A 25,850-nucleotide genomic window follows, 5' to 3' on the forward strand; every position below is an offset into this window, starting at 1 on the left:
CTTAAGATCCAAGACCTCTCACCATCGAAGCACAGAGACTCCGAGACACAGAGTTGACACAGAGAACAGCCTGGCAACTCGATTTTCTCCGCCTTTCCTCTGTGTCTCGGTGCCTCTGTGGTGAGGGGTCTTTGTTGAGAATAAGTTTTAGCTGACCTTAACGAATTGAGGTAATCAAAAATGACTAAACAACTCCAAGACGCCTACATCGTCTCTGCTACCCGTACCCCGATCGGCAAATCTGGTCGTGGCATGTTCCGTAACACCCGCCCTGATGACTTGCTGGTGCGCGTACTGCAATCTGCTTTTGCCCAGGTGCCTAATCTTGATCCTAAACTGGCTGAAGATGCCATCATTGGTTGCTCATTCCCGGAAGGCCCCCAAGGCCTGAACCTGGCACGCATGGGGGTATTGTTGGCGGGTTTGCCGAATACTATCGGTGGCGTCACCATCAACCGCTATTGCGCATCCGGCATTACTGCCGTTGCCATGGCGGCAGACCGCATCCGCGTCGGCCAGGCTGACGTGATGATCGCTGGTGGTGTCGAATCCATGTCCATGGTGCCTATGATGGGTAATAGCCCATCCATGAACATGGCTATCCTGAAAGATGAAAACGTTGGCATGGCTTACGGCATGGGTTTGACTGCAGAAAAAGTGGCCCAGCAATGGAAAGTGTCACGCGAAGCACAAGATGCGTTTGCCCTGCAATCGCATCAACGTGCTATCGCTGCCCAAAACGCCGGTTACTTCGATGCCGAGACAACCTCGGTTGACATCATCGACCGTGTACCCAACTTGGCTACCGGCGAAATCGAATTGAAAACCCGCACCGTCAGCCGCGATGAAGGCGCACGTCCCGATACCTCTATCGAAGGCCTGGCCAAGTTGAAACCGGTGTTCGCCGCCAAAGGCAGCGTGACAGCTGGTAACAGCTCGCAAACGTCGGATGGTGCTGGTGCCCTGATCATCGTCAGTGAAAAAATCCTCAAGCAATTCAACCTGACACCGCTGGCACGTTTTGCTTCTTTTGCAGTACGTGGCGTACCACCAGAAATCATGGGTATCGGTCCTAAAGAAGCCATCCCGGCGGCATGCCGTGCTGCTGGCATCACGCAAGACCAGATCGACTGGTTTGAACTTAACGAAGCGTTCGCTGCACAATCACTGGCCGTAGTACAAGACCTGGGCCTGGACCCAGCCAAGGTCAACCCTATGGGGGGCGCGATTGCGCTGGGACACCCACTGGGCGCGACGGGTGCGATACGTTCAGCAACGACAATTCATGCCCTGCATCGTAACAACCTGAAATACGGCATGGTCACCATGTGTGTAGGTACAGGCATGGGTGCAGCCGGTATTTTTGAACGCATGTAAGCTGTAAGCCAACACAGGAAAAAATCAAACCGCGCAGATTACTTTTTTTCTGCGCGGTTTTTTTACGAGATGTTTGCGCATCCGCACCGAAGGAGTTGTGATGGAGACGATACAAATTGTGACTGCTGACGGCACTACGCTGACAGCAAAAAAATTCACACCTGCAGTCAGCATACAATCGGTGGTAGTCATGCCGGCGGCCATGGGTGTGAAGCAGAATTTCTATGAACCCTTCGCTGAATTTTTGGCCGAACACGGCATCGCCGTATTGAGTTTCGATTATCGCGGCATGGGTGAATCTGTTCCGGATCAGTATCGTGAATCGCTGCGTGGTTTCAAGGCGAATATCAATGACTGGGCAGAAAAAGACTATAACGCTGCACTGAAAACCGCCAAGGAATGGCTGCCGGATGTGCCGCTGCTGATCGTTGGTCATTCCCTGGGCGGCCAATTGCCGGGCCTGGTGCCAGACAATCACCTGATAGACGGCATGCTGACCATAGGTTGTGGCAGCGGTTACTGGCGTGATAATTCACCGCAGTTGAAGCGTTTTGTCTGGCTGATGTGGTATTTCCTGGTGCCGCTGTACACGCGTCTGTGGGGTTATTTCCCTGGAAAAAAAATGCGCAAGGTGGGTGATTTGCCCAAGGGCGTGATTTATCAATGGTCGCGCTGGTGCCGCAGCCCGACCTATTTTGTCGAGAAAGATGGCAGCCCCATGCAGACCGGCCATCATAAAATCCACAAACCCATCCTGTGCATGAGCTTTACCGATGACGAAATGATGAGCCGTCGCAGCATAGACAGCATGCATGATTATTACAGCAACGCGGCAGTGGAACGGCGTTATATCCACCCTACAGAAGTGAATGCAAAACGTATCGGGCATTTCGGTTTTTTCCGCCCGCAATTCCGTCATACCCTATGGCAGCAAGCCTTACAATGGCTGAATACAGCACCAACTGCACCAACTGCACCATCTGCTCCCATAAAACAATCGACCTGAAGATAAGAGACTAGACCATGGATATCCTGACCCACAAAGAAAACGGTATTTTGACGATCAGCTTCAATCGTCCGGAAAAGAAAAACGCCATTACCCAGGCCATGTACCAGGCCATGGCCGATGCCCTGCGTGATGCAGAAACAGATGTGGCCGTGCGCGCCATACTGATCACCGGCAAGCCCGAGATTTTTACAGCAGGTAATGATCTCGAAGATTTCATGAAAAATTCTGGCAGCATCGCCTCGCCAGACAATTTGCCACCGGTGTACCAGTTCATGCAGGCCTTGAATGAACTTGGCAAGCCTGTCATTGCTGCTGTGTCTGGTGCAGCAGTCGGCATAGGTACGACATTGCTCATGCATTGTGACATGATTTACCTGGCCGACAATGCCAAACTTTCCATGCCCTTCACGCAATTGGGCTTGTGCCCTGAATTTGCCTCCAGCATGGTGTTCCAGCAAATCGTAGGCTATCAGCGTGCCGCTGAAAAACTCATGCTGGGCGAAGCTTTTAGCGCCCAGGAAGCTTTTGAGATGGGTTTCGTCAATAAGGTCTTGCCACTCGAAGAATTGCTGCCTTACGCCCAGCAACAAGCCGCCAAACTGGCCGCCTTGCCGGCAGCATCCATACGTGTCACCAAACGCCTGATGAAAGGCAACCAGCCCGCCGCCATCAGCGCCAAGATGCTTGAAGAAAACAAACACTTCGCCGCCATGCTCAGTGGCCCGGAAGCGAAGGAAGCTTTCATGGCGTTCTTTCAGAAGCGCAAACCGGATTTTAGTCAGTTCAACTAAGATTTTTTCCTAAGGACAGTGATTGCAAACCGATGTCTGTTGAATCCGAACTGATCACCGGCTGGCTACGTGCGCGTTCTTTCGCACGCGGCTTGCCGGCGCCGGTTGCAGATCATGGCGGCTGGCGGGTTGATACGCAACTTCCTGACGAATTGCAGCGTTATGTATTTGCGGGCGTTGAAGATGGTTTGCGTCAACTTGCAGACGAGATTGTTACACCAAAAATATTCCTGAAATTATGCGGCAGCGAGCAAGAACTGCAGGCCCTGTTACCACCGCGCTGGCAATTGCAGGACCTGCGTTATGTGATGACAGGCGAAGACTTTTGTGTCGACGATATTTCACTCGCACCTGGCTATACCGTGCAACTGACTTCCAGTGCCACTGCCACCACGGCACGCATCCTGACCGATACAGGGGAACTCGCCGCCAGTGGTGATGCAGCAGAGTATGACGGCTTTTTCATCTACGACAGAATTGCTACCCAGGCTGAACACCGGCGACGTGGCCTGGGTGCCTGTCTGATGCGGGCATTGCATTCGACAAGACGATCCAGTGCCTCGACCCAGATACTGGTCGCTACTGCTGCGGGGCAGCGTTTATATTCATCGCTGGGATGGCGCATACGCTCGCCATATACGACGGCGCATATTCCGTGCTAATTTCAACGGAAACACTGCGCCGCATAGAAACAGATATCAGCCTGGCGCAGTGCCATCCGTTGTGCGGACCAGTTTTTTGTTGACGAATTCTTGTATGCCCATGTCGCCCAATTCTCGTCCGTAGCCAGAATTTTTGATGCCACCGAATGGCAGATCTGCGTCAGCCCAGTCAAGATTATTGATGAACATCATGCCGGTATCGACCTGGCTGGCGATAGCTTGTCCACGGGCCGGATCTTTGGTAAAGACAGAACCACCCAGACCAAAATCAGAATCGTTGGCAAGCGCTATGGCGGCGGCCTCGTCCTTGACACGATAGAATGAAACCACAGGACCAAAAAATTCATCGCGGAAGGCCGGATTATCCGGTTTGATATCAGTGAGAATCGTCACTTCCATAAATGAACCAGGGCGATCCAGTCGTTTGCCACCCATCAGAACCCTGGCACCATGTTCGACAGCGACTTCGACCTGTTTAATCAGTTGAAGCAAGGCTGCTTCGCTTGATAAGGGGCCATGCGTGGTACTTTCATCCATCGGATCACCCGGGGTCAGGCCTGACAATGCTTGCTGGAATTTGGTGATGAATTCATCGGCGATGGATTCAAGAACGATGAATCGTTTGGCAGCGCAACAAGTCTGGCCACCGTTGTACATGCGACCCCATACTGCCCACGGGATGGTTTTATCCATATCGGCATCGTCGAGCACAATGAAGGCGTCGCTGCCACCTAGTTCCATCGTGGATTTTTTGAGATTTTGTCCGGCGCGTGCAGCAACAGCCCGACCGGCAGTGACGCTACCTGTCAGAGCGACGCCTTTGATGCGTGGATCATCAATGACGATGTTTGATTGTTCATAGGAGATCAGCAGGTTGGTATAAGCACCAAGCGGTGCACCTGCATCAATCCAGAGTTTTTCGAATGCGATAGCACATTGTGGCACGCATGCAGCATGCTTCACGACTATCACGTTCCCTGCCATGAGTTGCGGCCCGGCTACCCTGGCGAGTTGATAGAAAGGGAAGTTCCAGGGTTCAACACAAAACAGCACACCAAGTGGGCTGCATTCCATATGCGCCTGGCCTGATTTTGGATTGAGTTTGACAGGTTTCAAGAAGCTTTCGGCATGTTCTGCATAATAAGCCAGGATGGCGGCACTGAACTTGACTTCGGCGCGTGCTTCGTTAATGAGTTTGCCCATTTCCAGCGTAGCCAGCCTGGCAAAGTCGTCGAACTGTGCATGCAAGAGTTGTGCAGCTCTGGCGACGATGGCGGCGCGTTCCTTGAAGCTGGTGTGCTTCCACACACTGAAACAAGAATCGGCAGTTGCCAGCGATTGTTGCAGTTGTGTAGTACTGGAATGTTCAAATGTTTTAAGGGTTTTACCAGTGTAGGGATTGATGCTTTGATAGGACATGATAGGGGCCATTTTCTGAATAATTGACAAAAAATTGTGCATGCAGCGATGGTGCTGCATGCATTTTTTTACCGGGTGAGTTCTTTGATGCTAGTCCCCAATGTCTTGTCTTTCGGTGCGCTGGCGCGCATAGGTGGCGCGTATACGTGACGCGTACACGTGGATATATTGATCCGGCGTTTCTCTGCCAGGTCCTGAGCTCAGTCTGGCAGGAAGTTAATTACCACACGTGAAGGTACTTCACCATGTTTGAGTCGTTCAAACACCTTGTTGATGGCAGACAGCGGTTGCAGTTCAATATCGGCCTTGACCTTGCCGTCGACTGCAAAGGCTAAGGCTTCTGCCATGTCAAGGCGATTACCGACAAAAGAGCCACGAATAGTGATGCAATTCGCCACGACATCAAATAGCGGGGTAGGAAATTCACCAGGTGGCAAGCCCACCAGAACACAAGTGCCAAACTTGCGCGTCATGCCCACGCCTTGCTTGAATGCGGCGAGTGAAGGTGCCGTAATCAGTACCCCATGTGCACCGCCGCCAGTCACGCTCCTGACCATCTCTATGGCATCGGCAGTTTTGGCGTTGACGATGGCCTCAGCACCCAAACGCTGGGCATGGGCAAGCTTGCTGTCATCGATGTCTACCGCACAGACGTGCAGGCCCATGGCTTTAGCATACTGGACAGCCAGATGTCCCAGACCCCCGATACCGGAGATGACGATCCAGTTGCCCGGCTTGGCCTGGGTTTCCTTGATGCCCTTGTACGAGGTGACACCGGCACAAATCAATGGCGCGGCTTCACGCGCTGCCAGACCTGCAGGAATATGGGCAACATAATTGGGATCGGCAATAATGTATTCGGCAAAGCCTCCATTTTTTGTATAGCCGCCGAACTGTGCATCTGGGCAGACCGGCTCGTGCGCCGCCAGACAGTATTCACAATGTCCGCAGGCAGAATACAGCCATGGCACGCCGACGCGGTCGCCTTCTTTGACGGCAGTGACGCCTGCTCCCAGTGCGACAACGATACCGATACCTTCATGGCCGGGAATAAAAGGTAAAGGTGGCTTGAGTGGCCAGTCACCGCCGGCGGCATGCAGATCGGTATGGCATACACCACACACTTCGGTCTTGACCAGGATCTGGCCCGGCCCTGGTTCGGGAATAGCCAACTCTTTCAGCACCAGCGCTTGTCCAAATTGTTCAACTACGGCGGCTTGCATCGTTCGTGTCATGTGATTCTCCAAAAGTAGGTGTTTGGCGATATGGCTTACGTACTTACGTACGTGCGTCTATTTGAATGCTTTGATGAAAGCTTCCATTTTCGTACCGATTGATTTGTCATGTGCGGTAACAGGTGGAACCTGACGGTCGACAGCCAGTAGTTTGTAGACCGCCATCTGAGCTGCACGGACGGAATATTCCACCGTGAAGACGACATCATCGGGGATTTCGACAAACTGGCTGATGAAGGCGAAGTTCCTGGTGCCGGGTGGCACCGGCAAAGGACGGTCGCCTGCGGAACGGGGCATAAACATGCTGGTGATGTAAGGCATCCTGCATGGGATGCAATGGGCGTTGTCAAATACTTCGGTATCGAAACGCAGATGCCCCAGCAGTTCTTGCAAGATTTCAGCGCCATTGCATTCGCTCATGGGTTTGGCGACATAATCGCCTATGCGGTCAGGAAACAGGGCATAACCCCAGAACACCTGAATGCCTTCTGGCTGGTTGATGAAGTGTGGCTGATGTGCCAGCACGATGGACATCAACCAGTTGGAATCCTTGAATGTCACCAATCCACCGGTGCCGGCTTCATTGCCACTGAACTCTTGCATCAGGTTAAAGAAGCGTGGGTCTTTCAGTGTGACGGTAAAAGATTCCCAATTCGATTGTGCAATACAGCTGTTGAATGCTGTGGGGTTACCCATGCCTGGCCGTTCGGCAGCAAGTTGTTCCCACAGGCGCCATCCATTGCTATCAAGCTTGCTGCGTTTTTCTGGCGCGCTGCTCATGGACCCCAGACTGGATGCATCGGTCATGGATCCATTTTGTAGGAACACCAGGTCGCCTTCATTGACTACGATGCTTTCTTGAATACCGTCGCGCAGGCAATCCAGGCCGGTCACGGTCAATGAAGAGTCGTTGACGGTATGCGTCAATCTTTGTATCTGACAATTTGTGATGAAATGGACGCCATTCTGTTTCAGCCAGGTTTGCAGCGGCAAGACCAGCGAATCATACTGGTTGTAGACAGTGCGTTTGACGCCAGCCAGGGTTTCTATACGCGAAAATTCCATCATGAAGCGGTGCAGATAACGTTTGAACTCGACCGCACTGTGCCATGGCTGAAAGGCAAAGGTGGTGGCCCACATAAACCAGAATTCAGTATCAAAAATGGAAGGCGAAAGCCAGTCAGTAATCCTGCCGTTACCTATGTCAACTTCTTCTGTCATGGTCAATTTCAGTAATTCCATGCGGTCATGCATGGAGAAACCCATGGATGTTACCGGCACCCTGGCACGACGCTTGTCGACCAGCCGGGCTTTTGAATTGGACTGGAAGTGCTGATTGAATTCTTGCGTTTCTTCAAATACCGATTTACCCGGATGGTGTAATGAGGGTATGGATTTGAACAAATCCCAGGTGCATTCGTAATTGTCGGTGGTCAGCATGCGGCCACCACGTAATGAATACCCTTGTTCGGGATCGCCCGCACCATCCAGGCTGCCACCGATGAGAGAGCCCGCCTCAAGGATGGAGATCTGGTCGCCCTTTATTTTTCCGTCGCGTATCATAAATGCCGCTGCTGCCAGCGAACCTATGCCACCGCCGATCAGATATGCTTTTATATTGGTAGTCATGATTTCCTAGTGGATAAGAGTATGCGTATAGCCATGTATTGACCTGATATAAGCTTGGCGTGCTTTTGAAGTGCATGGTTTGTGCTATGACAAATAACTGCCGGGTTTTCAAAAGGCAGAACCTGGCAGTGTCAAGACCCGTCATTCACATCTCTGTACAGCTTTCCGCGCAGGCACGACAGGTTTTTGCACAATCGTCCATCATGCCGTCGGAGTCTGCATGGGCTTCGCAAAGAGTGGCGCAAGCCTTGCAGATTTCTGCACATTCCCTGGCCAGATGAGAATGATGCGGTGAACGGCGCGCCATGAAATCGGCATGCACCAGGCAAATCTGGGCGCAGTCGAGCAGGCTGACAAGATGCAGCACTTCGCTGTGATTGCTATCCCCATGCATGACATGGGCGGCTGTGGCGGTGCAGATGCGATGACATGCCAGGCAGATAGCAAGGCATTGCTCCATTTTTTCATTGAGTGGCTGTAGTTTCATGACGCGCTCCCTGTATAGACATGGCAGATGGGGGGATCAAGCCCGCGCAGCATTCAATACTATGCATAGTGCGTATGAGCATGAAGCCCATATATACGTCGTTTTTAAGATATGGAATGTGCGTTGACGTACATGACGCAGCTATTCCATTGCTTGCAGTACCATCCCGTGTGATGGTTTTTGGCTTAGTTGCTGAGGTGCTGAGGTTGCGGGATGACTAATACGGTGCGTCGATTGTGCATCGCAAAAAAAGTAAAATAGCCGCGTAACTTGTCCCTGGAAAATGCATGTCCCAAAAGGACAAAGCTGTCTATATCCTGAACGGGCACTATTTTGTACTGGCGGAACAAGTGGGTTTTATCCCTGGCCAGATAAGCATCGCTCATCATGCGAAAACTGGCTGGATCAGCTTCTTTTATTTTCTTGATGACGGTTCTCTTGATACTCCAGTATTTCTTACTGTCGCGTTCAGTATCACAAAAAAAATACCATGGTCTTATCCTTGGCATAGTATTTACTCAGCACCTGGAAACTGGTACTGTCGCTGCCTTTATTACCTATGAAGATAGGTGTTCCCCGGTAATAGGCAATTTGCGCATCCTTGGCAAAATACTCGTCTATCGGTGTGAAGTTGGCTGGTTCGCTTTGGCTGTTAATGATGACACCGTCGTAATACCATTTACCGTTCTTTTTATAATAAGACGATTCATTGCCACATCCGAACAAGAAAGAAAGCAGGACCATGAGAATAATCCAGGGAGGATATTTTAATTTTCCCTGACATTGACCTGGCCCTGACTTAATACGCTTTGCAGATACCTGGCATATCTTGCCAGGCCGGTGATAGTGAATGCTTGATGCATTTTGCTTTCAGTCATATTGTTCGAATACAAAGCGTGCAAATGCGGTATTGCTGTGCACAGCAAGGGGTCAGAATGCTGCGGATATACCATCAATGCGATCAAGCCGGATGATGATACGGCTGGCTTGCTGGTTGCGTCCGATGACATACTTGTCGTCTAGCCCAGTGACGACCATGGCGATATTATTGCCGTTGGTATGGACGGTGACTCCCTTGTTTTTCTCCTTGCTTTCGAGCAAGGTCGAGCGTACAGGATCTTTTTCAGTCGCGGCAGTTGTGTCTGCGGCACCGGCGCTGCCTGCGGCAACGATGGAAGTAATCAACAGTGCCTGCATCAGTTTTTTCAGTTTGATCATGGTGTGCTTTCTTTTGGAATGGATGGAGAAATCTTGGCTATCGCCTTGCAGACTGGGGTAATGGCTTAACAGCTCAGTTTTTGCGACAGATGAAGTTAGCATGATAGATACAGCGCTTGGGGTAGTGCATAGATACAAGTCAAAAATCCGTTGTGCAGTCATTTGATGGGTCGACTAGCCGCCAAGAGCCTTGATCAATTGTACCTTTGCCAGGCTACTAGGTGCGCTATAACTTAGACGGGGAGAATTGACCTTCATGAATTTCACGAAGAAAATGAATAGTTTATGAATTGCATTCATGAATTAATGACAACAAATTCATTGACCCTGACTGGTATCCGGCTTCGATTCTTGTTGATCAGCAAGGGAAGGGGGAAATCTCGTCCACGTGTGACACTATGGAATGTACGCCAGCGAACAGACAATAAAGAAGTTTCAGAAGATTCTGATGTGCATGGCGTTTGCGTCTGGATAATTTTCCATGCCGAAAAGGCTCTCTTTCAAATCTGGCGGAACGCACCTGTAAGGTGTTAATTCTTGTCTTGACTTCTACCCTGGAGAAACAAATGAAACAGCAAATAAAGTTGATATGTGGTTTATCGGGCCTGCTTCTGGCTGCACATGCGAGTGCTCAGATCACTTTTTATGAAGGGGAGGGCTTTCGTGGCCGGACTTTTAATGTCAACGGACAGCAGTCTAATTTCCGCAACAGCGGTTTCAATGACCTGGCCTCCTCGGTGGTTGTGACGAGCGGGCGCTGGGAAGTCTGTGATGACGCCAATTTTGGCGGTCGTTGCAGGGTGTTGCGCCAAGGCAGTTACGATACCCTGTCAGGCATGGGCATGAATAATCGTATCTCATCCGTGCGGCCTCTGAGAGGCAATGGCCGTTATGAAAATGAAGCGCCGGCACCCATGAGTGCCCCCAACTATGAATACCGTCGTCGTCCGAATGAAAGCATGTACGAAGCACCTGTCACGTCGGTACGCGCCGTGGTTGGTCCGCCAAGTGAGCGTTGCTGGATCGAACGCCAGCAGGTGCAGGCCGAACGTAGTGATCCGAATGTTGGTGGTGCCATTGCCGGTGCTTTGATAGGTGGCATTCTTGGTCATCAGGTTGGTGGTGGTACAGGCCGGGATCTGGCCACAGCCGGTGGTGCAGTAGCTGGCGGTGCACTGGGTGCCAATGTCGGTCGTAATGACGGCAACAATTACCAGCGTGATGTGCGCCGCTGTGAAACCACGGCCAACAACAAGCCGGAATATTGGGATGTCACTTATAACTACCGTGGTGTAGAGCACCGCGTACAAATGAGTTCGCCTCCGGGTTCAACCATTGCTGTCAACCGCAATGGTGACCCGAGGTTGTAGTCCTGGCGTTTGATTACTATTGCACCCATCACGGGTGATGGATGACACCAAGGCCGTATGCTCGCAATAGCATACGGCCTGTTTTTATTCCCTGTAATGATAAAAAATGCCGGCCTTTGCAAGGCTGGCATTTTCCGTCAATTAGCCGGGATCACTGCTGAGGCTGTTTCAGTAGTACGTACATAATCCAGTTCCACCCTGTGTTCCAGCTTATCGTCCAGCAGGTTCATTGATAAATTCGCCATGGCGGCACCGTCTACGTACAGCATAGTTTGTCCATACGCAACGTCCCGCAGCTTGATATTGATCTGGTAAGTTGTGTTCAGATATTGATAGCGCACGCTGAAGTCTTTCCAGTCGGCCGGTACGCAGGGTGTGAAGGACAGATGATTACCTTCGCGTTTGAGCCCCAGCAGCGATTCCATGATGAAGGTATACATCCAGCCGGCAGAACCGGTGTACCAGGTCCAGCCACCGCGGCCGATATGGGGTTCTGCCGCATACACGTCGGCCGCCACCACATACGGTTCCACTTTGTAGCGGGCGATGGCAGGCACAGAATTGCCATGGTTAATGGGATTGATGATTTGAAAAGCATCCCATGCCCGCACTGCATCCCCCATTTTGGCGAAGGCCATGGCGGTCCAGATGGCAGCATGGGTGTATTGACCGCCATTTTCGCGCACACCGGGGACATAGCCACGGATGTAGCCGGGATTTTGGCCTGAATGGTCAAAGGCCGGTTGCAGCAATTGTATGATCTGGTCCTGGCGACGCACCAATCGTTGATCAACTGCCTGCATGGCATGCAATGCCCGCTGGGGATCGGCAGCCCCGGACAGCACAGCCCAGCTTTGCGAAATCGAATCGATCTGGCATTCCACATTGTGTGCCGAACCCAAGGCACTGCCATCATCGAAATAGGCACGCCGGTACCAGTCACCGTCCCAGGCATGTTCATCAATGTTTTTAGAGAGTAGCCCGGCCTGGTCTTTGCACTGGGCAGCAAAATCGTGATCTTGCTGCTGGCGTGCGATGTCGGCAAAGCGCGTCAATACCTGATGCAGGAAGAATGCCAGCCAGACACTTTCACCTTTGCCCAAATGACCTACCTTGTCCATGCCATCGTTCCAGTCACATGAACCGATCAAGGGCAGGCCGTGGCTGCCGAAGCGCAGCCCGTGCTGTATCGCCTTCACGCAATGCGAGTACAGGCTGGCAGATTGCGCGGACCGGATCGGCAAATCATAATAGGAATCTTCATCCTGATTCACTGCACGTGCTTCGATATAAAAGATTTGCTCGTTCAAAATGCCGCGATCGCCGCTGGCGGTCACATAACGCGCCACCGCCAGTGGCAGCCACAGATAATCATCCGAACAGTGGGTGCGTACCCCACGGTCTGAAGGGGGGTGCCACCAGTGCTGCACATCGCCTTCGCTGAATTGATGGGCGGCAGACAGTAGCAATTGTTCCCTGGCTAGTTTTTGTTGCGTATGTACCAGCGCCATGCTGTCCTGCAACTGGTCACGGAAGCCAAATGCGCCACCTGACTGGTAATAACCACTGCGTGCCCACAAGCGGCAGGCGATGGTCTGGTACAGCAGCCAGCCATTGGCCAGTATGTTCAAACCCTGATCTGGCGTATTGACCTGCACTGCACCCAGGGTGTCGCGCCAATACTGATGTACTTTGGCCAAAGCCTGTTCTGCTGCCACGATGCCACGACGTTCGAGTATAAGCGGGGTGATATGGGCTTGCGAGGCATTGGCCATACCCAGCATGAAGACCATGACTTTTTCCTGGCCAGGGTTTAGTTCGAAAGCAAGTTGTAAAGCGCCACAGGGATCAAGGCCGGCCCCTGTTTTACCGGACAGGCGTACTCTTTCCAATGCTGCCGGTTGCTGCAGATGACCATTGCGTCCTATGAATTCATTACGGTCACCGGTATAGCTGCGGTTATTGCTGTCGATATCAAAGAAGGCAGTGCGCCCATGGAATTCGGTATTGTAGGGGTTGCGTGCCACCAGGCAACCACTGGCAGGATCAATGCCGGTAACGATGTGCATGGCTGATTTGGGGCGCAGATCACCCAGTACCCATTCCACATAACCGGTGGCGGACAGATTCCTTTGTTCTTCCGAAAGATTCTGTACCCGCAGTATGCTGTATTTGATGGCGCAATCGAGGGCAACAAAAACCGTCAGTTCAGTCTGGATAGCATGCTCTACGTGGGTGAAGATGCTGTATCCAAAACCGTGCCGCGTGGTGTATTCGCCATTGCCACGGCAGGGTAGGGCAGTCGGTGACCAGATGGCGCCGGTATCTTCGTCGCGCAGATAGAAAGCTTCACCACTACTATCGCAGACCGGGTCATTGTTCCATGGGGTAAGACGGAATTCATGTGCATTTTCAGCCCAGGTATAAGCCTGGCCACTTTCCGAGATGACGCTGCCAAAATGTGGGTTGGCCAATACATTGACCCAGGGGGCCGGTGTGGTCCGGGCTGCACTGGTGGTGATGACATATTCCCGGCCATCTTTAGAAAAACCACCAAGTCCATTGTCGGCATGTAAAAGCTCTCTCGCTGGTTCCTGAGCAGTTGTGGCATGAGTAATGTCATACGACGCAAACCTGGTAGGTGTCAGCTTGGGTACCCGTACTTCCAGCAGATCACGGCGGTTCAATTGTTCTGCCAGCGTACCCCGGTTATCACTGAGTATGACACGGGCAACCGATTGAAACAGGATTTTGTCTTCGTTGGAAATCTGTTCTACCAGGCGTACAAAAATACCACCGGGTCTCTCTATTGCATGGGTACCGATCACGGAAGAAATCAGGCCGATAATCTGGTCCTGCAATGCCTGTCTGTAGTTGGCATGATCTTCATTCCAGATCACCAGATCCACCGCCAGTCCTTTGGAACGCCAATACGCATGCGCCTGCACTAGTTGCCGTACCAGTTCTATATTATCCTGATGGTTGATTTGCAGCAGCACGATAGGCAGGTCGCCCGAGATGGCATAACTCCATAAGCCTGACTGGCCACGCAGATTGCGTATCAATACGCTGGCATCTGCGCGCAGCAAGGGATTGACATAAATGACCGAATTAGCCAGCCTGCCATACAGTTGGGCATCGGTTTCGGTGGCATTCAATTGTCGCAAGACCACCTGGCTATGGGTCCATGACAGTTCTATCACCCGGTCAGCCAGATGCTGATCCTGATATTTTTCGATTAGTGCCAGGCAGAGATCGCGGTTTTCAGCGATACCGGTGACCACATCAATGGTGATGATCTGTTCCGCTTCCAGTGTGATCTGGCAACGGATGGCAACCACCGGGTCCAGCACGGAACCCTGGCTACCAGACAGTCTGCCGATGCGCATTGCATCTGGTTTTTCCAGTGTGTTGCCACGCCCTATGAATTTTGCGCGATCGGTTTCATAGGACAGTTTGTCCATCCCCGCGCCATGCAGCGCTATCAGGTGGAACATACTGGGTACTTTTTCATCGACCGAGCGCGGGCGGCGTGCGCATACTATCGCATGCTGCGCCGGCAAAATCTTGGTTTCCACGAACAGCTTGCTGAAAGCAGGGTGCATTGCATCGGCGGCGGCGGGTGCCAGTACCACTTCTGCATAGGTAGTAAAGTCTATGGTCCGGCGACTGCGTGAACGGTTGACAATACGGGTGCGGCGTAATTCGATATCATCTTCCGGTGACACCACAATTTCGGTGTGCATGTCGAGGTTGTTGTCGCTGCGACGGAACTCTGCCCGACCTTCCGAGAAAATGACTTCGTAATTCGGTGATGTCACCAGGCATGGCTGGAAAGCAGTAGACCAATAGCGTCCGCTCTCCACGTCCCTGACGTAACAGAAAGTGCCCCAATGATCACGTGTGCTGTCTTCTGCCCAGCGGGTGACGGCCAGATCATTCCAGCGGCTATAGCTGCCACCGGTATTGCTGATCATGACGTGGTAGCGACCATTGGACAACAGCTGTACTTCGGGTGTCCTGGTGTTGACGTGATGGAGTATCCGTAAAGGCATTTCCTGACCGGCATGGCCAGTACGGATATCGGCCAGTTCTGTTGTATTCGAATAAGTGGCGCTGGCTTTCGGCACCCTTTCATGCAACAGCGACATGGTCGCCTGGAAAAACGGATCTGACTCAAAGCGTCTTTGCAAAGGACGGTCCAGCAGCAGGTAAGCCAGCGACAATAATCCCATACCCTGATGATGGGCCATGAAAGAGCGGATAACCGTGTATGCCTGGCCACGTGGCAGGCGTGAAGGCGTGTAGTCTATTGCTTCAAAAAAGCCGAATTTTCCCTCAAAGCCCTGGCTGGATAATTGTTCCAGGTTGCTGCAGGCCTGTTCTGGTACCACCATCAGCGCCATCATCGATGCATAAGGTGCAATCACCAGATCATCACCCAGGCCGCGTTTGAAGCCCAGGCCTGGCACACCGAATGCGCGATACTGATAATTTAACTGTGCATCGAAAGTGTTGTAACCCGATTCGGAAATGCCCCAGGGAACATTGCGTTGCTGCCCATATTCTATCTGTCGCTGCACCACCGAGCGATAGGTCTGTTCCAGCAGGGTATTCTGGAAATTTGGCATGACCAGCAGTGGCATCAGGTATTCAAACATCGAACCACTCCATGACAGCAGGATGGGTTCGCCGCCAGCGATGGTCAACTGTCTTCCCAGTGCAAACCAGCTTTCCTGTGGAATCTGCCCTTGCGCAATGGCGACAAATGTCGCCAGCCTGGCTTCTGATGCCAGCAGGTCATAGCAGCCTGCATCCCGTCGTCTTTCATGCACGTTGTAACCGATAGTCAGCAAGTGCGTCGTGGCGTCATACAGGAAGTCATACTCCATCCGGGCAAATTCACCAGTTTGCAGTACCAATTGCTGAATTTGCAGGATACGCGTGGCAGCGCGCTGACTGGCTTCGCTGACCAGCATAGCCAGGCTGTTATTTGAACGCTCCATCTCTGTGGGCTGATTGACGGCAAGACTGTCTTTTTCCAGCGGTGACATGGTATCGACCAGTTTCGCCAGCGTCTGCAAGCTGGGAATGACATCCAGTTCCGGGTAGGCCTGCATCCATTTGGCCGGATTCGGCAAACTGACCCAGGGGGCCAGAAAGATGATTTCATCCAGTTGTGCATGACATTGTTTGCTTAATGCAGATGCCCAGATGTGGATAGGCGTATCGCTGGCCAGATTCAGATGACTGAAATAAACATCAGCATGGGAGCTCAATCTGCGCAGGCAGTCATGGATGACAGTCATGGATTGGGCAGAGGTCAGGCACAGGATATCCAGATCTGCTGCAAAACTGCTCAGTTGCTCTGGCACTTCACCATTGAGCTGCTGGCTCAAGAGATGGAATGTATCGCGCAAGCCGCAAAAAATCCTGGGTTGACAGATAGGGGCATCTATCAGCTCGCGCAGGCCAGGTCGCAATGTCAACAAATGCCCGGCAAGATTGCCACTATCCACCGTGGATATATACAGTGGCAGCAGCGGGGTCAGGGTCTTGGTGTCATACCAATTATAAAAATGACCCTGGAAACGCTCCAGTTTGGCCAGGCTGCCAAAGGTATTTTGCGTACGCTGCAACAGCTGTCCAGCCGGTATGTAGCCGAAATCGTAGGCAATCAGGTTGGCCAGCAAGGACAATCCCATATTCGTTGGTGAGGTGCGGTGTGCGGTGACAGCAACTGGTTGAAATTGCACATTGTCAGGGGGCAGCCAGTTATCTTCGGCATCGACATGTGTTTCAAAGAAAAGCCAGGTCTTGCGTGACAGGACATGCAGAAAAGTGGTTTGCGACGCAGACAGATGGGTATCGGGCCTGATCTGGGTACGGCTGATGCGATAAGCCAGCAGTGGTGAGCCTGCCCAAAGCAGCAAAAAGGGCAAGGCCGCTGCCAGGGCAGTACTTCTTTCCAGCACTAATCCGGTGAATACCAGCAGGGACAGCACAGGCGCCACCCACATGCGACGTATGCAACCCCATATATCGTTGCCGTTCTGGTGGTTGCTGATGACAGAGGGACTCCATTCCAGCAAATGACGGCGACTGACTACCACCCGCCATTGGGTACGAATAATTGCATCGGCATTCGTCCAGGCTTCAAAAGGCAAGAATACAAGGTTCAGAAAGGCCTGGACAAAATGCTGCCTGGTTGAACGGATCAGGGACAGCAAATGCTGGCGAAAGAAGACATCGTCAGGCTGTTGAAACAGGCTTAGGAAAAAAGCGCTGAGCGATGGGACTAACAGAAAGCCCATGATCGCCGCATTCCATAACCATGCATGGCTGATGGCACTCCAGCCAATGATGAAAAATATGGTCAGTGCAATCGGTACCAGGCTGCGTCTCAAATTGTCCAGCAGCTTCCAGCGTGACAGCGGGGACAGCGCATTGGGATGCCGGGTTTTTCCCATGCCAGGGACTTTGGGCAACAGCCACGAAGCGACTTGCCAGTCACCACGTATCCAGCGATGTCTGCGCCTGATATCGGCCAGATAGGAAGATGGATATTCTTCATACAGTTGCACATCGCTGAGCAAACCGGCACGGGCGTAACAGCCTTCCAGCAGATCATGGCTCAGAATGCGGTTTTCCGGCATGCGGTCTTTCAGCGCATGCTCAAAGATATCAATATCGTAAATACCTTTGCCTACGAAGGAACCTTCTCCAAACACATCCTGATAGACATCCGAGACGCTGCGTGTATACGGGTCGATACCTGCCTCACCGCTGCATAATAACTCATAGAAAGAGGCATCTTTTTCCGGCAGGCTGACTGCCACCCGTGGTTGCAAAATGCCGTAGCCTTCGACAACTCTCTTTTTATCTTCATCGTAGCTGGCACGGTTCAAGGGATGTGCCATGGCTGCTGCAAATTTTCGGGCCGTATCGCGCGGGAGTTCAGTATCGGTGTCCAGCGTGATGACATACTTCATGTGCTCCAGACCACTGGCGTTACCTATAATGCAAGTAAAGGCCTGGTCGCCACCGCCACGCAGATAGCTATTCAGGGCACCCAGTTTTCCGCGCTTTCTCTCATACGCCATCCAGATTTTTTCTTGCGGATTCCATACTCTGGGCCTGTGCATGGTCAGGAAATGATCGCCGTTAGGGCGCGGATATTTTCGGTTCAGTTCCATCGTATTCTGGGTTATGCGATCCAGCAGGTGAGCGTCGTCAGGTAGATGTTCCTGATCGGCATCGGTAAAATCAGTCAGCAGGCAAAAACGCAGATTGGCGTCACTGTTCGCCAAAAAACGTATTTCCATGGCATCACACAAATTATCAATATTTTCCAGATCGATCAGCAGCGATGGCACGACAACCAGGGTACTGAATTCAACCGGTATGCCCTTTGAGAAATCCATGCGCGGCAGCGGGCGCGGCAGAGCAATCAGTGTGATGACCCAGTTCACCATACTCAGGGCAAACTGGCTGCTGGCCAACAGGCTGACCAGGGTAAACACCACCAATATGTAGACGTTGGCAGCATATTGCCTGGCCAGGCCAAATAGCAGGCCGGTAGTCAGCAAACTCACAATGGCGATGCTGCCTATGTAGATGCTGAATGCTGATTCTCGTCCTGCATGTTGTATTAATTCTGGCAAGGGCAGGTGGATGGCGGCCGAGCGTTCCAGCTCTGCCAGGCCTTTGCCGATCAGAAAATAACCTACATGGGCGCTGCGGTCAGCACTTCCTTTTTTAACTGCATATTCATGTGCATAACGGATGGCATTGCTGGCAATTTCGGATTCGGACAGGGTACTGCGTTTGGCAATTTTTTCGACAGCGTGCCGGTACAGATCACGGGTAGCGAAATCCATCTTGCCATAGATACCGGCAGGGTCGTCACGCAGACAGCGGTCAACGACACTCATGTTTTCTACAAATTCACGCCAGTCCATGGCGGTAAGAAACCGCAAACTGCCTATGCTATTGCTGATGGAAATCTGGTCGGCGGCCTGTTGTTGTGATTCCTGATGCACCAGTTGTTCTATGGTCTGGCCGGTTTCTGCCAAACGCTGTGACAGCCAGTTCAAGGGCAGGGCCAACGCTGGCCCCTGACCTTGCAGACGCCTGACCATCTCGGCCACAAAGGAACTTTCCAACGGCGGGTGGGAACGCGACATGTCCGCCACCAGCAGTATCAGGTTGCTGGGATCATTGTCGGCAGTCTCTGTCATTCTGTCCGCCCATGATGCTGCCAGATCGCGATCCTTGTGGGTATTGGTCAGGCGGGTGGCGACGCGCCGCAGATTTTCTATCAGGGCCAGACGCAACATAATGGGGATAGCCCATAGTTCACCCAGCTTCAGGACAGAAACCAGTTGGTAGGCGCTGATGAAACGACTCAGGTTTTCCGGATCAACCCGGCCATCACCATGCGAGATAGTTTCCAGCGCAATATCATAGACGCGTGGCCTGCCGGCAGCACTGCCGCGCAACAAGCGTGGCAGCTCTTTACTGTAATTTTTTGGTAAATGACGCTTGGCAGTACGTATCTGTTCTTCGATCAAATAAAAATTGTCGAGCAGCCAGGCTGCTGCGGGCGTCACCTGCTGGCCATCCTTGACGGCTTCGGTCAGTAGACTGCAGGTGTTGATGATGATGAGTTGATTGTCAGCCAGTCGTGACAGCAGCTGATCCCGGCCGAATACTGAACTCAGCTTGTGGCTGTTGGCAAGTATGCGGCCGTGCTGTTCCATTTGCAGGGCACTGTACAGATCTGCCCGCAAGGGTAATTCTGCGGCACCGGTAGTCATGTACAAACCCAGTCGCATTTGCCCATTTTTCCAACTATTTTTCAAATAGCGCAGGCTGGCGGAAAGCATTGTTTTTGCTGATTTCAAAGCACTCACTTCTTTCTGTTTTGCAGAAGCCTCAGCTATTCAGACGTTGCCCGTCCTGTATGCGATATGCCTGGTCTTCCTGCTTGAGTTGATATGGCAGACAGCCTGGGTAAGGGAGCGAATGGAAGTTGCTCATGCTGTGTATGGGTGTTATCTGAATGCTATAGGCAAGGCCTTTTTCTGTAAGTGCGCTACCGAACATTGCATGGCATGAATGACGCGGTTCAGGAATGTGCGTCAGCGTACAGACCAGGGCAGGTACCAGGTCTATAACGATAAGCTACAAGCACAGAACACCTGATTGATACGTCGATATTTAATGGAGAGAATGATGAATAAAAATTTCAAATACTGCATCAGTGGAGCATTCGCAATGACTGTATTGCTTGGTTGCAGCAGCATGAAGACACCTGCTACTGCAGAAGTGGCAGTATCCAAAGAAGCGGTGGATAACGCCGCCGTCGCGGGCGGCACCGAATTTGCCCCTGTCGAGATGAATTCGGCACGTGAAAAGATGGCACTGGCAAATAAAGCCATGCAAGCCAAAGACTACAAACTGGCAAGTGATCTTGCCGCCCAGGCACAGGCTGATGCCAAGCTGGCACAAGGCAAGGCAAATTCCGCCAAGGCCGAAAAAGCAGCCAATGCTTTACAGGACGATATCCGTGTCTTGCGGGAAGAACTGAACCGCGCCAATACCAATAAATAGTAAGCAGCCCGGCGACGTATAACCGCTCCCGCAGTTTTTCACTACCAATTACTCAGGAAACCATCATGAAGAAAATATTCTTGCCAGCAGCATTGCTGACGACCCTTGTACTCGCTGCCTGTAGCAGCATGCCAAAGACCACCAGCTTGCTGGACCAAACGCGCATGGATTATCAGGCAGCACAAAATAATCCCAATATAATTACCCTGGCACCATTGGAAATGCGTCAGGCAACTGTAGCGATGGATGACGCCAATACCGCTGCAAAGAACGATGAAAGTTCGGAAAAAATAGATCGCCTTGCTTATCTGGCGAAGCAGAAGATAGGAGTGGCGCAGGAATTGACCAAACAGAAAATGGCAGAAGCCAGTGTCGCTGCGGCTGCAAAAACACGTGACCAGATACGTCTGGATCAGCGAACCAATGAAGCCGACCAGGCAAAAGCACAAGCAGAGCAAGCCAGGCTGGCTGCGCAAATAGCACAAGCCGAAGCAAGCGATGCCCAAAAACGCAGCTTGGATGAACAAGCCAAAGCCAATGAGATACAAGGCCGGAATGCAGCGCTGGAAGCCCAGTTGGCAGATTTGAAGGCCAAGACCACTGAACGCGGCATCATCATCACCCTGGGCGACGTACTGTTTGGTATCGATCAGGCTAAATTGACACCAGAGGGTATGCGTACGACGCAGAAACTGGCTGATGTCTTGCAAAGTAATATGCAAAGAACGGTGCTGGTAGAAGGTTACACCGATAACACCGGTTCTAAAGCACATAACCAGGATCTGTCTGAACGACGTGCCGGTGCTGTGCGCAGTGCACTGGTATTGATGGGCGTAGCACGTGACCGCATTGCCACACGGGGTTATGGCGAGGCTTATCCGGCAGCAGAAAATGACAGCGCGCAAAACCGCCAGTTGAATCGCCGCGTTGAAATTGTTTTGTCAGACGCTAATGGCAAGACTACTCCGCGCTAATTTTCCGTTTCCCGATACATTCCCCTATAAGTACGTGCCAAATCCGCTATAGGGGAATGCAGCAACGCCAGCTTAATCCCGCAATAGTCTACTAGGAGGAATGATGACAAATTTTCGCCAAACCAAATATATTCTGCCTGCTATTTCTGTCAGCCTGTTATTGACGCTGATGGCCTGTAATAAAGGCGCAGATACTAATGGACCCAATGCCGCGACCACCATAGGCGTTGAAATTGACGACTCTGTCATTACCACCAAGGTCAAAACCGCCTTGATGGCAGATGATACAGTAAAAAGTATGGACGTGAAAATAGAAACCCGCAAAGGGGAAGTCCTGCTCAGTGGATTCGCCGACAATCAGGCCCAGATCGATCGCAGCGTGGTCGTGGCAATGACGATCCAGGGAGTCAAAAAAGTTGATAACAAAATGAGCCTGAAAGAAGGCGTGCAGACCGTCGGCAACAAGATTGATGACAGTGTCATTACAACTGGCGTGAAAGCAGCATTGCTGAGTGATGCACAGATGAAAAGTATGGATGTCTCTGTCGTCACGCGCAAGGGCGAGGTTCAGCTCAGCGGTTTTGTTGATAGCGATACCCAGTCGCAGCGCGCCATCAGTATTGCCAAAGGCGTGTCAGGGGTGACTAGTGTTGTCAATAATCTGGCTATCAAAAAGTAGCTCTGTTGCCCGGTGCAGTATGACCGGGCAATGTTTAAAGCCAATACTCAAGGCGTCTTGCCAGCCATTCCTTCAATTTGGTCGTCACGGGCCGTTGTTGCCATTGCTCCATCTGTATTTCACGGGACAGTCGCAAATCTTCATTGAACGCATTTTCCATCGACAGCGCAAATTCCGTATCAATCACGACGACATTGATTTCCTTGTTATGCAAAAAACTGCGGGTATCAATATTGGTTGAACCGACCGTCGACCATACCTGGTCAATGACGGCGGTTTTTGCGTGCAAGACGGCAATCTGCAATTCATAAATCTTGATTCCCGCTGCCAGCATCTCGGTATAAAAGGATTGTCCCGCATGGAACACCAGCCCACTATCGGTGACGCCTGGCATAATGATTTTGACATCCACGCCCCGCTTTGCGGCAGCGATCAAGGCCCGCAGGATCTGGGCGTCAGGAACAAAGTAAGCTGAAGTAATATGAATCGACGTGCTGGCTTCCTGTATGGCCAGCATATAGGCTTTATAAATTGCCGGATTACCCTCTGGTTCGCTGGCCAGCACCCTGACCATCTTGTTGCCCTGGTTTTGTAATGGCGGGAAATAGGTTTTTTCTGGCAGAGTCGCGTCACCGGCATTGGTCCAGGTGTCCAGAAATACCCACTGCAATGCAGCCACCGCCGGGCCTTCTATCCTGATATGCGTATCACGCCATCCTACCGCAGCCTGGTTTTTATTCTTAGAACGGAACAGGGAACTGTTGGCATAGCTGGCGCTGATATTGACACCTCCTGTGAATGCAACTTCACCATCGACGATCAGGATTTTTCGGTGATCACGTCGGTTTGGTTCCCAGGGGCCGTGTAATTTGCCTGGATTGATGGGGTTAAACGCCAGCATTTGTATGCCGGCAGCCTCCATTTTGTCGAAAAAGCTTTGGGGTGTGCCTATCGTCCCCACACTGTCATAGATGATACTAACCTGCACGCCAGCTTGTTGCTGTGCAATGAGCAGATCAGAAAATGCTATCCCCAATTCATCCTGGTCAAAAATATAGGTTTCCAGATGAATATGGCTTTTTGCTTTTTTGATGGCTTCCATCATGGCAGCCATGGTTTGTGGTCCGTCGAATAGCAGCGTGACCTGGTTGCCTGATATCAGTGGACTGCCAGTGACAGATTCTTCCTGTGCTGCCAAGGCGGCCTGGTCCGGGCTGAAATTTTTCCAGCGTTGATGCATCAGGGCGACAGTCTTTTTGTTGCTTAATACGCCGTTCGCGTTTTTGACAGTAGGGACAGTTTTGTTGTTGCCAACAGTATCAACATCAGACGCATCCAGGTAATTGACTTCCGGCAGCGTCGCGCAGGCATTTAAAACCAGCACCACGGCCAGTGGGACAGCTAAGCGGATAGGGTGGATGTGACGCGCCATGCTGTTTTCCTGTCATCAAAGGAAGTTCAGGCGCATGTTGCGCCTGTTTGCATCAAGCTGGCATTGAACTTGTCCCCGCTTGTTACGTTCTTGTGTATGTGAAACGTCTCTCGCCTCCATCCATCGTTCCGTGCAGAAATGAGTTTCCTCCTTTCGCATTGCTTATGTCAAGGAGCCTGGACGTGAACCTATGAACGAGTTCTGCGTATCAACGCATCTTGATACCGGATTTGCTATATGCTGCAGCCATGTCCTGTTGCAAGGTTTCTTTGGCGGCACGCAGGCACGGGCCTACCTGCTTTTTTTCCATTTGTTTGCATGCACCGGAAGATTCCTGATATACCGCTTCTGCTTCTTTTTTCAGCGTCTTGAAATAGGCCATCGGTGTCATTTCTTCCTGATACCAGCGCGCCGGATCGCCTTGCTGCGTCACTTCATTCTGTTCGGCACCGTGCGCCGCACTCATCAGTATTGCGGTACCGAGCAGTGCCATCAAGGTCAGTGCACGTATAACATTGATTTTTGTATTCGTTTCCATACTAGCTCCATTGAGTGAAGAATCATTGATAGGACTTACGAAAAACCGCCCTGCCTGCGTTGCAGCTCCTAGCCGTACTTTGGTACTGTCGTCGTCGCTGACGCCTTGCCAGCACGATTTTGCGTAAGCCCTTAATTGAGTTATATCCGGCCCGTCAGAAGCAGTACGATGAGTACGATGACGACAAGGCTGGTGATGCCACTGGGACCGTAACCCCAGGATTTGCTATGCGGCCATGAGGGAAACAGGCCGATCAGTACCAGAATCAATACAACAAGAAGAATAGTGCTCATCAAGATCTCCATATTGGCCACAGGACATGGGCAATAAAATTTTAAAATTGCAAATGGTCATGCTGAAAAAATGAGCTGGATTTATCCAGGTGGTAATTACTTTTTCTGCCCGTAGTCTTGGCTTTGTGCTTGTGCTTGTGCTTGTGCTTGAGCTTGTGCTTGAGCTTGCCCTAAACAGCAGCTCATGGTTTGTCTTTCAACTGTTCCTTGAAGAAACGAAATGAATTGATAAACGCATCCCTGACTTTTTCGGTGCTGTTGATCATGTCTTCCCAGGTTTCTTCGCTGGCCACTTTGACTTCGGCCAATTTATCTTGAACCTGTTGCGATTGCTTGTGCAGTTGCATCATTTCTTCTGCATATTGCGCATGCGCTGCTGCCTTGGTGCTGGCGATCTTGGTTTCTATCTCTGCCAGGCTGACATTCAATTCGTCAAGTTGGGTCTTGATGCTGGCTATGTACGCTTCTCGCTTGGCTTTCATGATCTATCCCCTTCCTGTCGGTAGTCGGTCTTCCGTAAGACAACTGATTTGCTTGTGCATTGGCTTTTATGGGCCTATGTGGGCTTATGTGGCCCTATGTGGACCTACATGCGGGCGTATTCACCGCGCTCGGTTTTCCATTCTTCCGTAAGATGTTCTTCATTCACCGTACTGGTGGACGGTGGCGAGTAATGTTGCTTTGTTTCCAGGTCTCGTTCAAATTGTTGTAACCTGACATCGGAAATACCCCAACCCAGCAAGGCACCTACCAAACCACCCAAGATAACGCCGAATAGGGCTCCCGCGACTGCTGCCCCAATAGGTTGTGTGATGAGCAGATTGATTCCAGGTATGACAAATGGCGATATCAAGACAGCCAGCGTGGCATTGATCATGCCCAGAGTGCCACCCACCGCCATACCCATGGAACTGCCAGCCGACATATTCGATACCAGTTCACTTTCCAGTACCCAGGAGACGGATTGATTGTGTTGCTCTTTGCTTGTTTCCCGTTTCCAACCAGAATTTTTTCTGATGTCACCACGCCTGGTGGAAGGGCGTTTGAATTGCACGGGTGGCGGCATCAATTCTTCAGACGCGTCATCAAAAGACTGCAGATTTTCAGTGCTTGTGTTCATGA

Annotated in this window: 21 protein-coding genes; 8 read left to right on the plus strand and 13 right to left on the minus strand. The window is 51.6% G+C overall.

Features of this window, described 5'->3' with window-relative positions; genetic code table 11:
- Positions 1 to 180 precede the first annotated feature (180 nt).
- The 4 genes from ACO0LM_RS04630 (at position 181) to ACO0LM_RS04645 (ending at position 3,839) form a co-directional block, all read left to right on the plus strand.
- On the plus strand, positions 181 to 1,377 hold the full coding sequence (locus tag ACO0LM_RS04630; RefSeq protein WP_423034758.1) for an acetyl-CoA C-acyltransferase: 1,197 nt from the start codon (positions 181 to 183) through the stop codon (positions 1,375 to 1,377).
- 100 nt (positions 1,378 to 1,477) lie between these two features.
- Positions 1,478 to 2,383 carry an alpha/beta fold hydrolase gene (locus tag ACO0LM_RS04635; RefSeq protein WP_423034760.1) on the plus strand — a complete coding sequence of 302 codons (906 nt, stop codon included), beginning with the start codon at positions 1,478 to 1,480 and terminating at the stop codon, positions 2,381 to 2,383.
- A gap of 17 nt (positions 2,384 to 2,400) precedes the next feature.
- Complete coding sequence (locus ACO0LM_RS04640; RefSeq protein ID WP_422988194.1) at positions 2,401 to 3,177, plus strand: enoyl-CoA hydratase; 777 nt, start codon at positions 2,401 to 2,403, stop codon at positions 3,175 to 3,177.
- A gap of 32 nt (positions 3,178 to 3,209) precedes the next feature.
- Complete coding sequence (locus ACO0LM_RS04645; RefSeq protein ID WP_423034762.1) at positions 3,210 to 3,839, plus strand: GNAT family N-acetyltransferase; 630 nt, start codon at positions 3,210 to 3,212, stop codon at positions 3,837 to 3,839.
- Positions 3,840 to 3,875: 36 nt separating this feature from the next.
- On the opposite strand, the gene ACO0LM_RS04650 is transcribed toward ACO0LM_RS04645, so the two are convergent.
- The 7 genes from ACO0LM_RS04650 to ACO0LM_RS04680 all read right to left on the minus strand — a co-directional run bounded on the left by ACO0LM_RS04650 (position 3,876) and on the right by ACO0LM_RS04680 (position 9,827).
- Positions 3,876 to 5,258, minus strand: coding sequence for an NAD-dependent succinate-semialdehyde dehydrogenase (locus ACO0LM_RS04650; RefSeq protein ID WP_423034764.1), 1,383 nt, complete (start codon positions 5,256 to 5,258; stop codon positions 3,876 to 3,878).
- A gap of 200 nt (positions 5,259 to 5,458) precedes the next feature.
- A complete protein-coding gene (locus tag ACO0LM_RS04655; RefSeq protein ID WP_423034766.1) occupies positions 5,459 to 6,493 on the minus strand; it encodes a zinc-dependent alcohol dehydrogenase in 1,035 nt (344 codons plus the stop codon).
- Between the two features lie 57 nt (positions 6,494 to 6,550).
- On the minus strand, positions 6,551 to 8,122 hold the full coding sequence (locus ACO0LM_RS04660; protein ID WP_423034768.1) for an oleate hydratase: 1,572 nt from the start codon (positions 8,120 to 8,122) through the stop codon (positions 6,551 to 6,553).
- Between the two features lie 145 nt (positions 8,123 to 8,267).
- Positions 8,268 to 8,609, minus strand: a complete 342-nt coding sequence (locus tag ACO0LM_RS04665) for a four-helix bundle copper-binding protein (protein WP_423034770.1) — start codon at positions 8,607 to 8,609, stop codon at positions 8,268 to 8,270.
- Between the two features lie 185 nt (positions 8,610 to 8,794).
- On the minus strand, positions 8,795 to 9,118 hold the full coding sequence (locus tag ACO0LM_RS04670; protein WP_423034772.1) for a DKNYY domain-containing protein: 324 nt from the start codon (positions 9,116 to 9,118) through the stop codon (positions 8,795 to 8,797).
- The gene (locus ACO0LM_RS04675) at positions 9,084 to 9,353 is read right to left on the minus strand and encodes a hypothetical protein (protein WP_423034774.1); all 270 of its coding nucleotides are present in this window, start codon (positions 9,351 to 9,353) and stop codon (positions 9,084 to 9,086) included. Before ACO0LM_RS04675 ends, ACO0LM_RS04670 begins: the two co-directional genes overlap by 35 nt.
- 186 nt (positions 9,354 to 9,539) lie before the next feature.
- A complete protein-coding gene (locus ACO0LM_RS04680; RefSeq protein ID WP_423034776.1) occupies positions 9,540 to 9,827 on the minus strand; it encodes a hypothetical protein in 288 nt (95 codons plus the stop codon).
- A gap of 566 nt (positions 9,828 to 10,393) precedes the next feature.
- Between ACO0LM_RS04680 and ACO0LM_RS04685 the strand changes: the two genes are divergently transcribed.
- The gene (locus ACO0LM_RS04685; protein WP_423034778.1) at positions 10,394 to 11,197 is read left to right on the plus strand and encodes a beta/gamma crystallin-related protein; all 804 of its coding nucleotides are present in this window, start codon (positions 10,394 to 10,396) and stop codon (positions 11,195 to 11,197) included.
- A 137-nt stretch (positions 11,198 to 11,334) separates the two neighbouring features.
- On the opposite strand, the gene ACO0LM_RS04690 is transcribed toward ACO0LM_RS04685, so the two are convergent.
- Positions 11,335 to 20,085, minus strand: coding sequence for a GH36-type glycosyl hydrolase domain-containing protein (locus ACO0LM_RS04690; protein WP_423034780.1), 8,751 nt, complete (start codon positions 20,083 to 20,085; stop codon positions 11,335 to 11,337).
- A gap of 391 nt (positions 20,086 to 20,476) precedes the next feature.
- Between ACO0LM_RS04690 and ACO0LM_RS04695 the strand changes: the two genes are divergently transcribed.
- The 3 genes from ACO0LM_RS04695 (at position 20,477) to ACO0LM_RS04705 (ending at position 22,465) form a co-directional block, all read left to right on the plus strand.
- Entirely contained in the window at positions 20,477 to 20,812 is a 336-nt protein-coding gene (locus ACO0LM_RS04695) for a DUF4398 domain-containing protein (protein WP_423034782.1), read from the plus strand.
- A gap of 65 nt (positions 20,813 to 20,877) precedes the next feature.
- Positions 20,878 to 21,786 (plus strand): OmpA family protein, encoded by a 909-nt coding sequence (locus tag ACO0LM_RS04700; RefSeq protein WP_423034784.1) that lies wholly within the window; start codon positions 20,878 to 20,880, stop codon positions 21,784 to 21,786.
- Between the two features lie 100 nt (positions 21,787 to 21,886).
- On the plus strand, positions 21,887 to 22,465 hold the full coding sequence (locus ACO0LM_RS04705) for a BON domain-containing protein (RefSeq protein ID WP_423034786.1): 579 nt from the start codon (positions 21,887 to 21,889) through the stop codon (positions 22,463 to 22,465).
- 34 nt (positions 22,466 to 22,499) lie between these two features.
- On the opposite strand, the gene cls is transcribed toward ACO0LM_RS04705, so the two are convergent.
- From cls to ACO0LM_RS04730, 5 genes are all read right to left on the minus strand, one after another.
- On the minus strand, positions 22,500 to 23,897 hold the full coding sequence (gene cls, locus ACO0LM_RS04710; protein WP_423034788.1) for a cardiolipin synthase: 1,398 nt from the start codon (positions 23,895 to 23,897) through the stop codon (positions 22,500 to 22,502).
- 208 nt (positions 23,898 to 24,105) lie between these two features.
- Positions 24,106 to 24,435: a hypothetical protein gene (locus ACO0LM_RS04715; RefSeq protein WP_423034790.1), complete on the minus strand. Its 330-nt coding sequence runs from the start codon at positions 24,433 to 24,435 to the stop codon at positions 24,106 to 24,108.
- Between the two features lie 140 nt (positions 24,436 to 24,575).
- A complete protein-coding gene (locus ACO0LM_RS04720) occupies positions 24,576 to 24,728 on the minus strand; it encodes a DUF3309 family protein (RefSeq protein WP_422986370.1) in 153 nt (50 codons plus the stop codon).
- A 182-nt stretch (positions 24,729 to 24,910) separates the two neighbouring features.
- Positions 24,911 to 25,210, minus strand: a complete 300-nt coding sequence (locus ACO0LM_RS04725) for a hypothetical protein (RefSeq protein WP_423034792.1) — start codon at positions 25,208 to 25,210, stop codon at positions 24,911 to 24,913.
- Between the two features lie 104 nt (positions 25,211 to 25,314).
- Positions 25,315 to 25,848, minus strand: a complete 534-nt coding sequence (locus ACO0LM_RS04730; protein WP_423034794.1) for a hypothetical protein — start codon at positions 25,846 to 25,848, stop codon at positions 25,315 to 25,317.
- Positions 25,849 to 25,850: the final 2 nt, after the last annotated feature.

This window comes from Undibacterium sp. Di26W (assembly GCF_049340265.1).
Classification (GTDB): Bacteria; Pseudomonadota; Gammaproteobacteria; order Burkholderiales; family Burkholderiaceae_D; genus Undibacterium.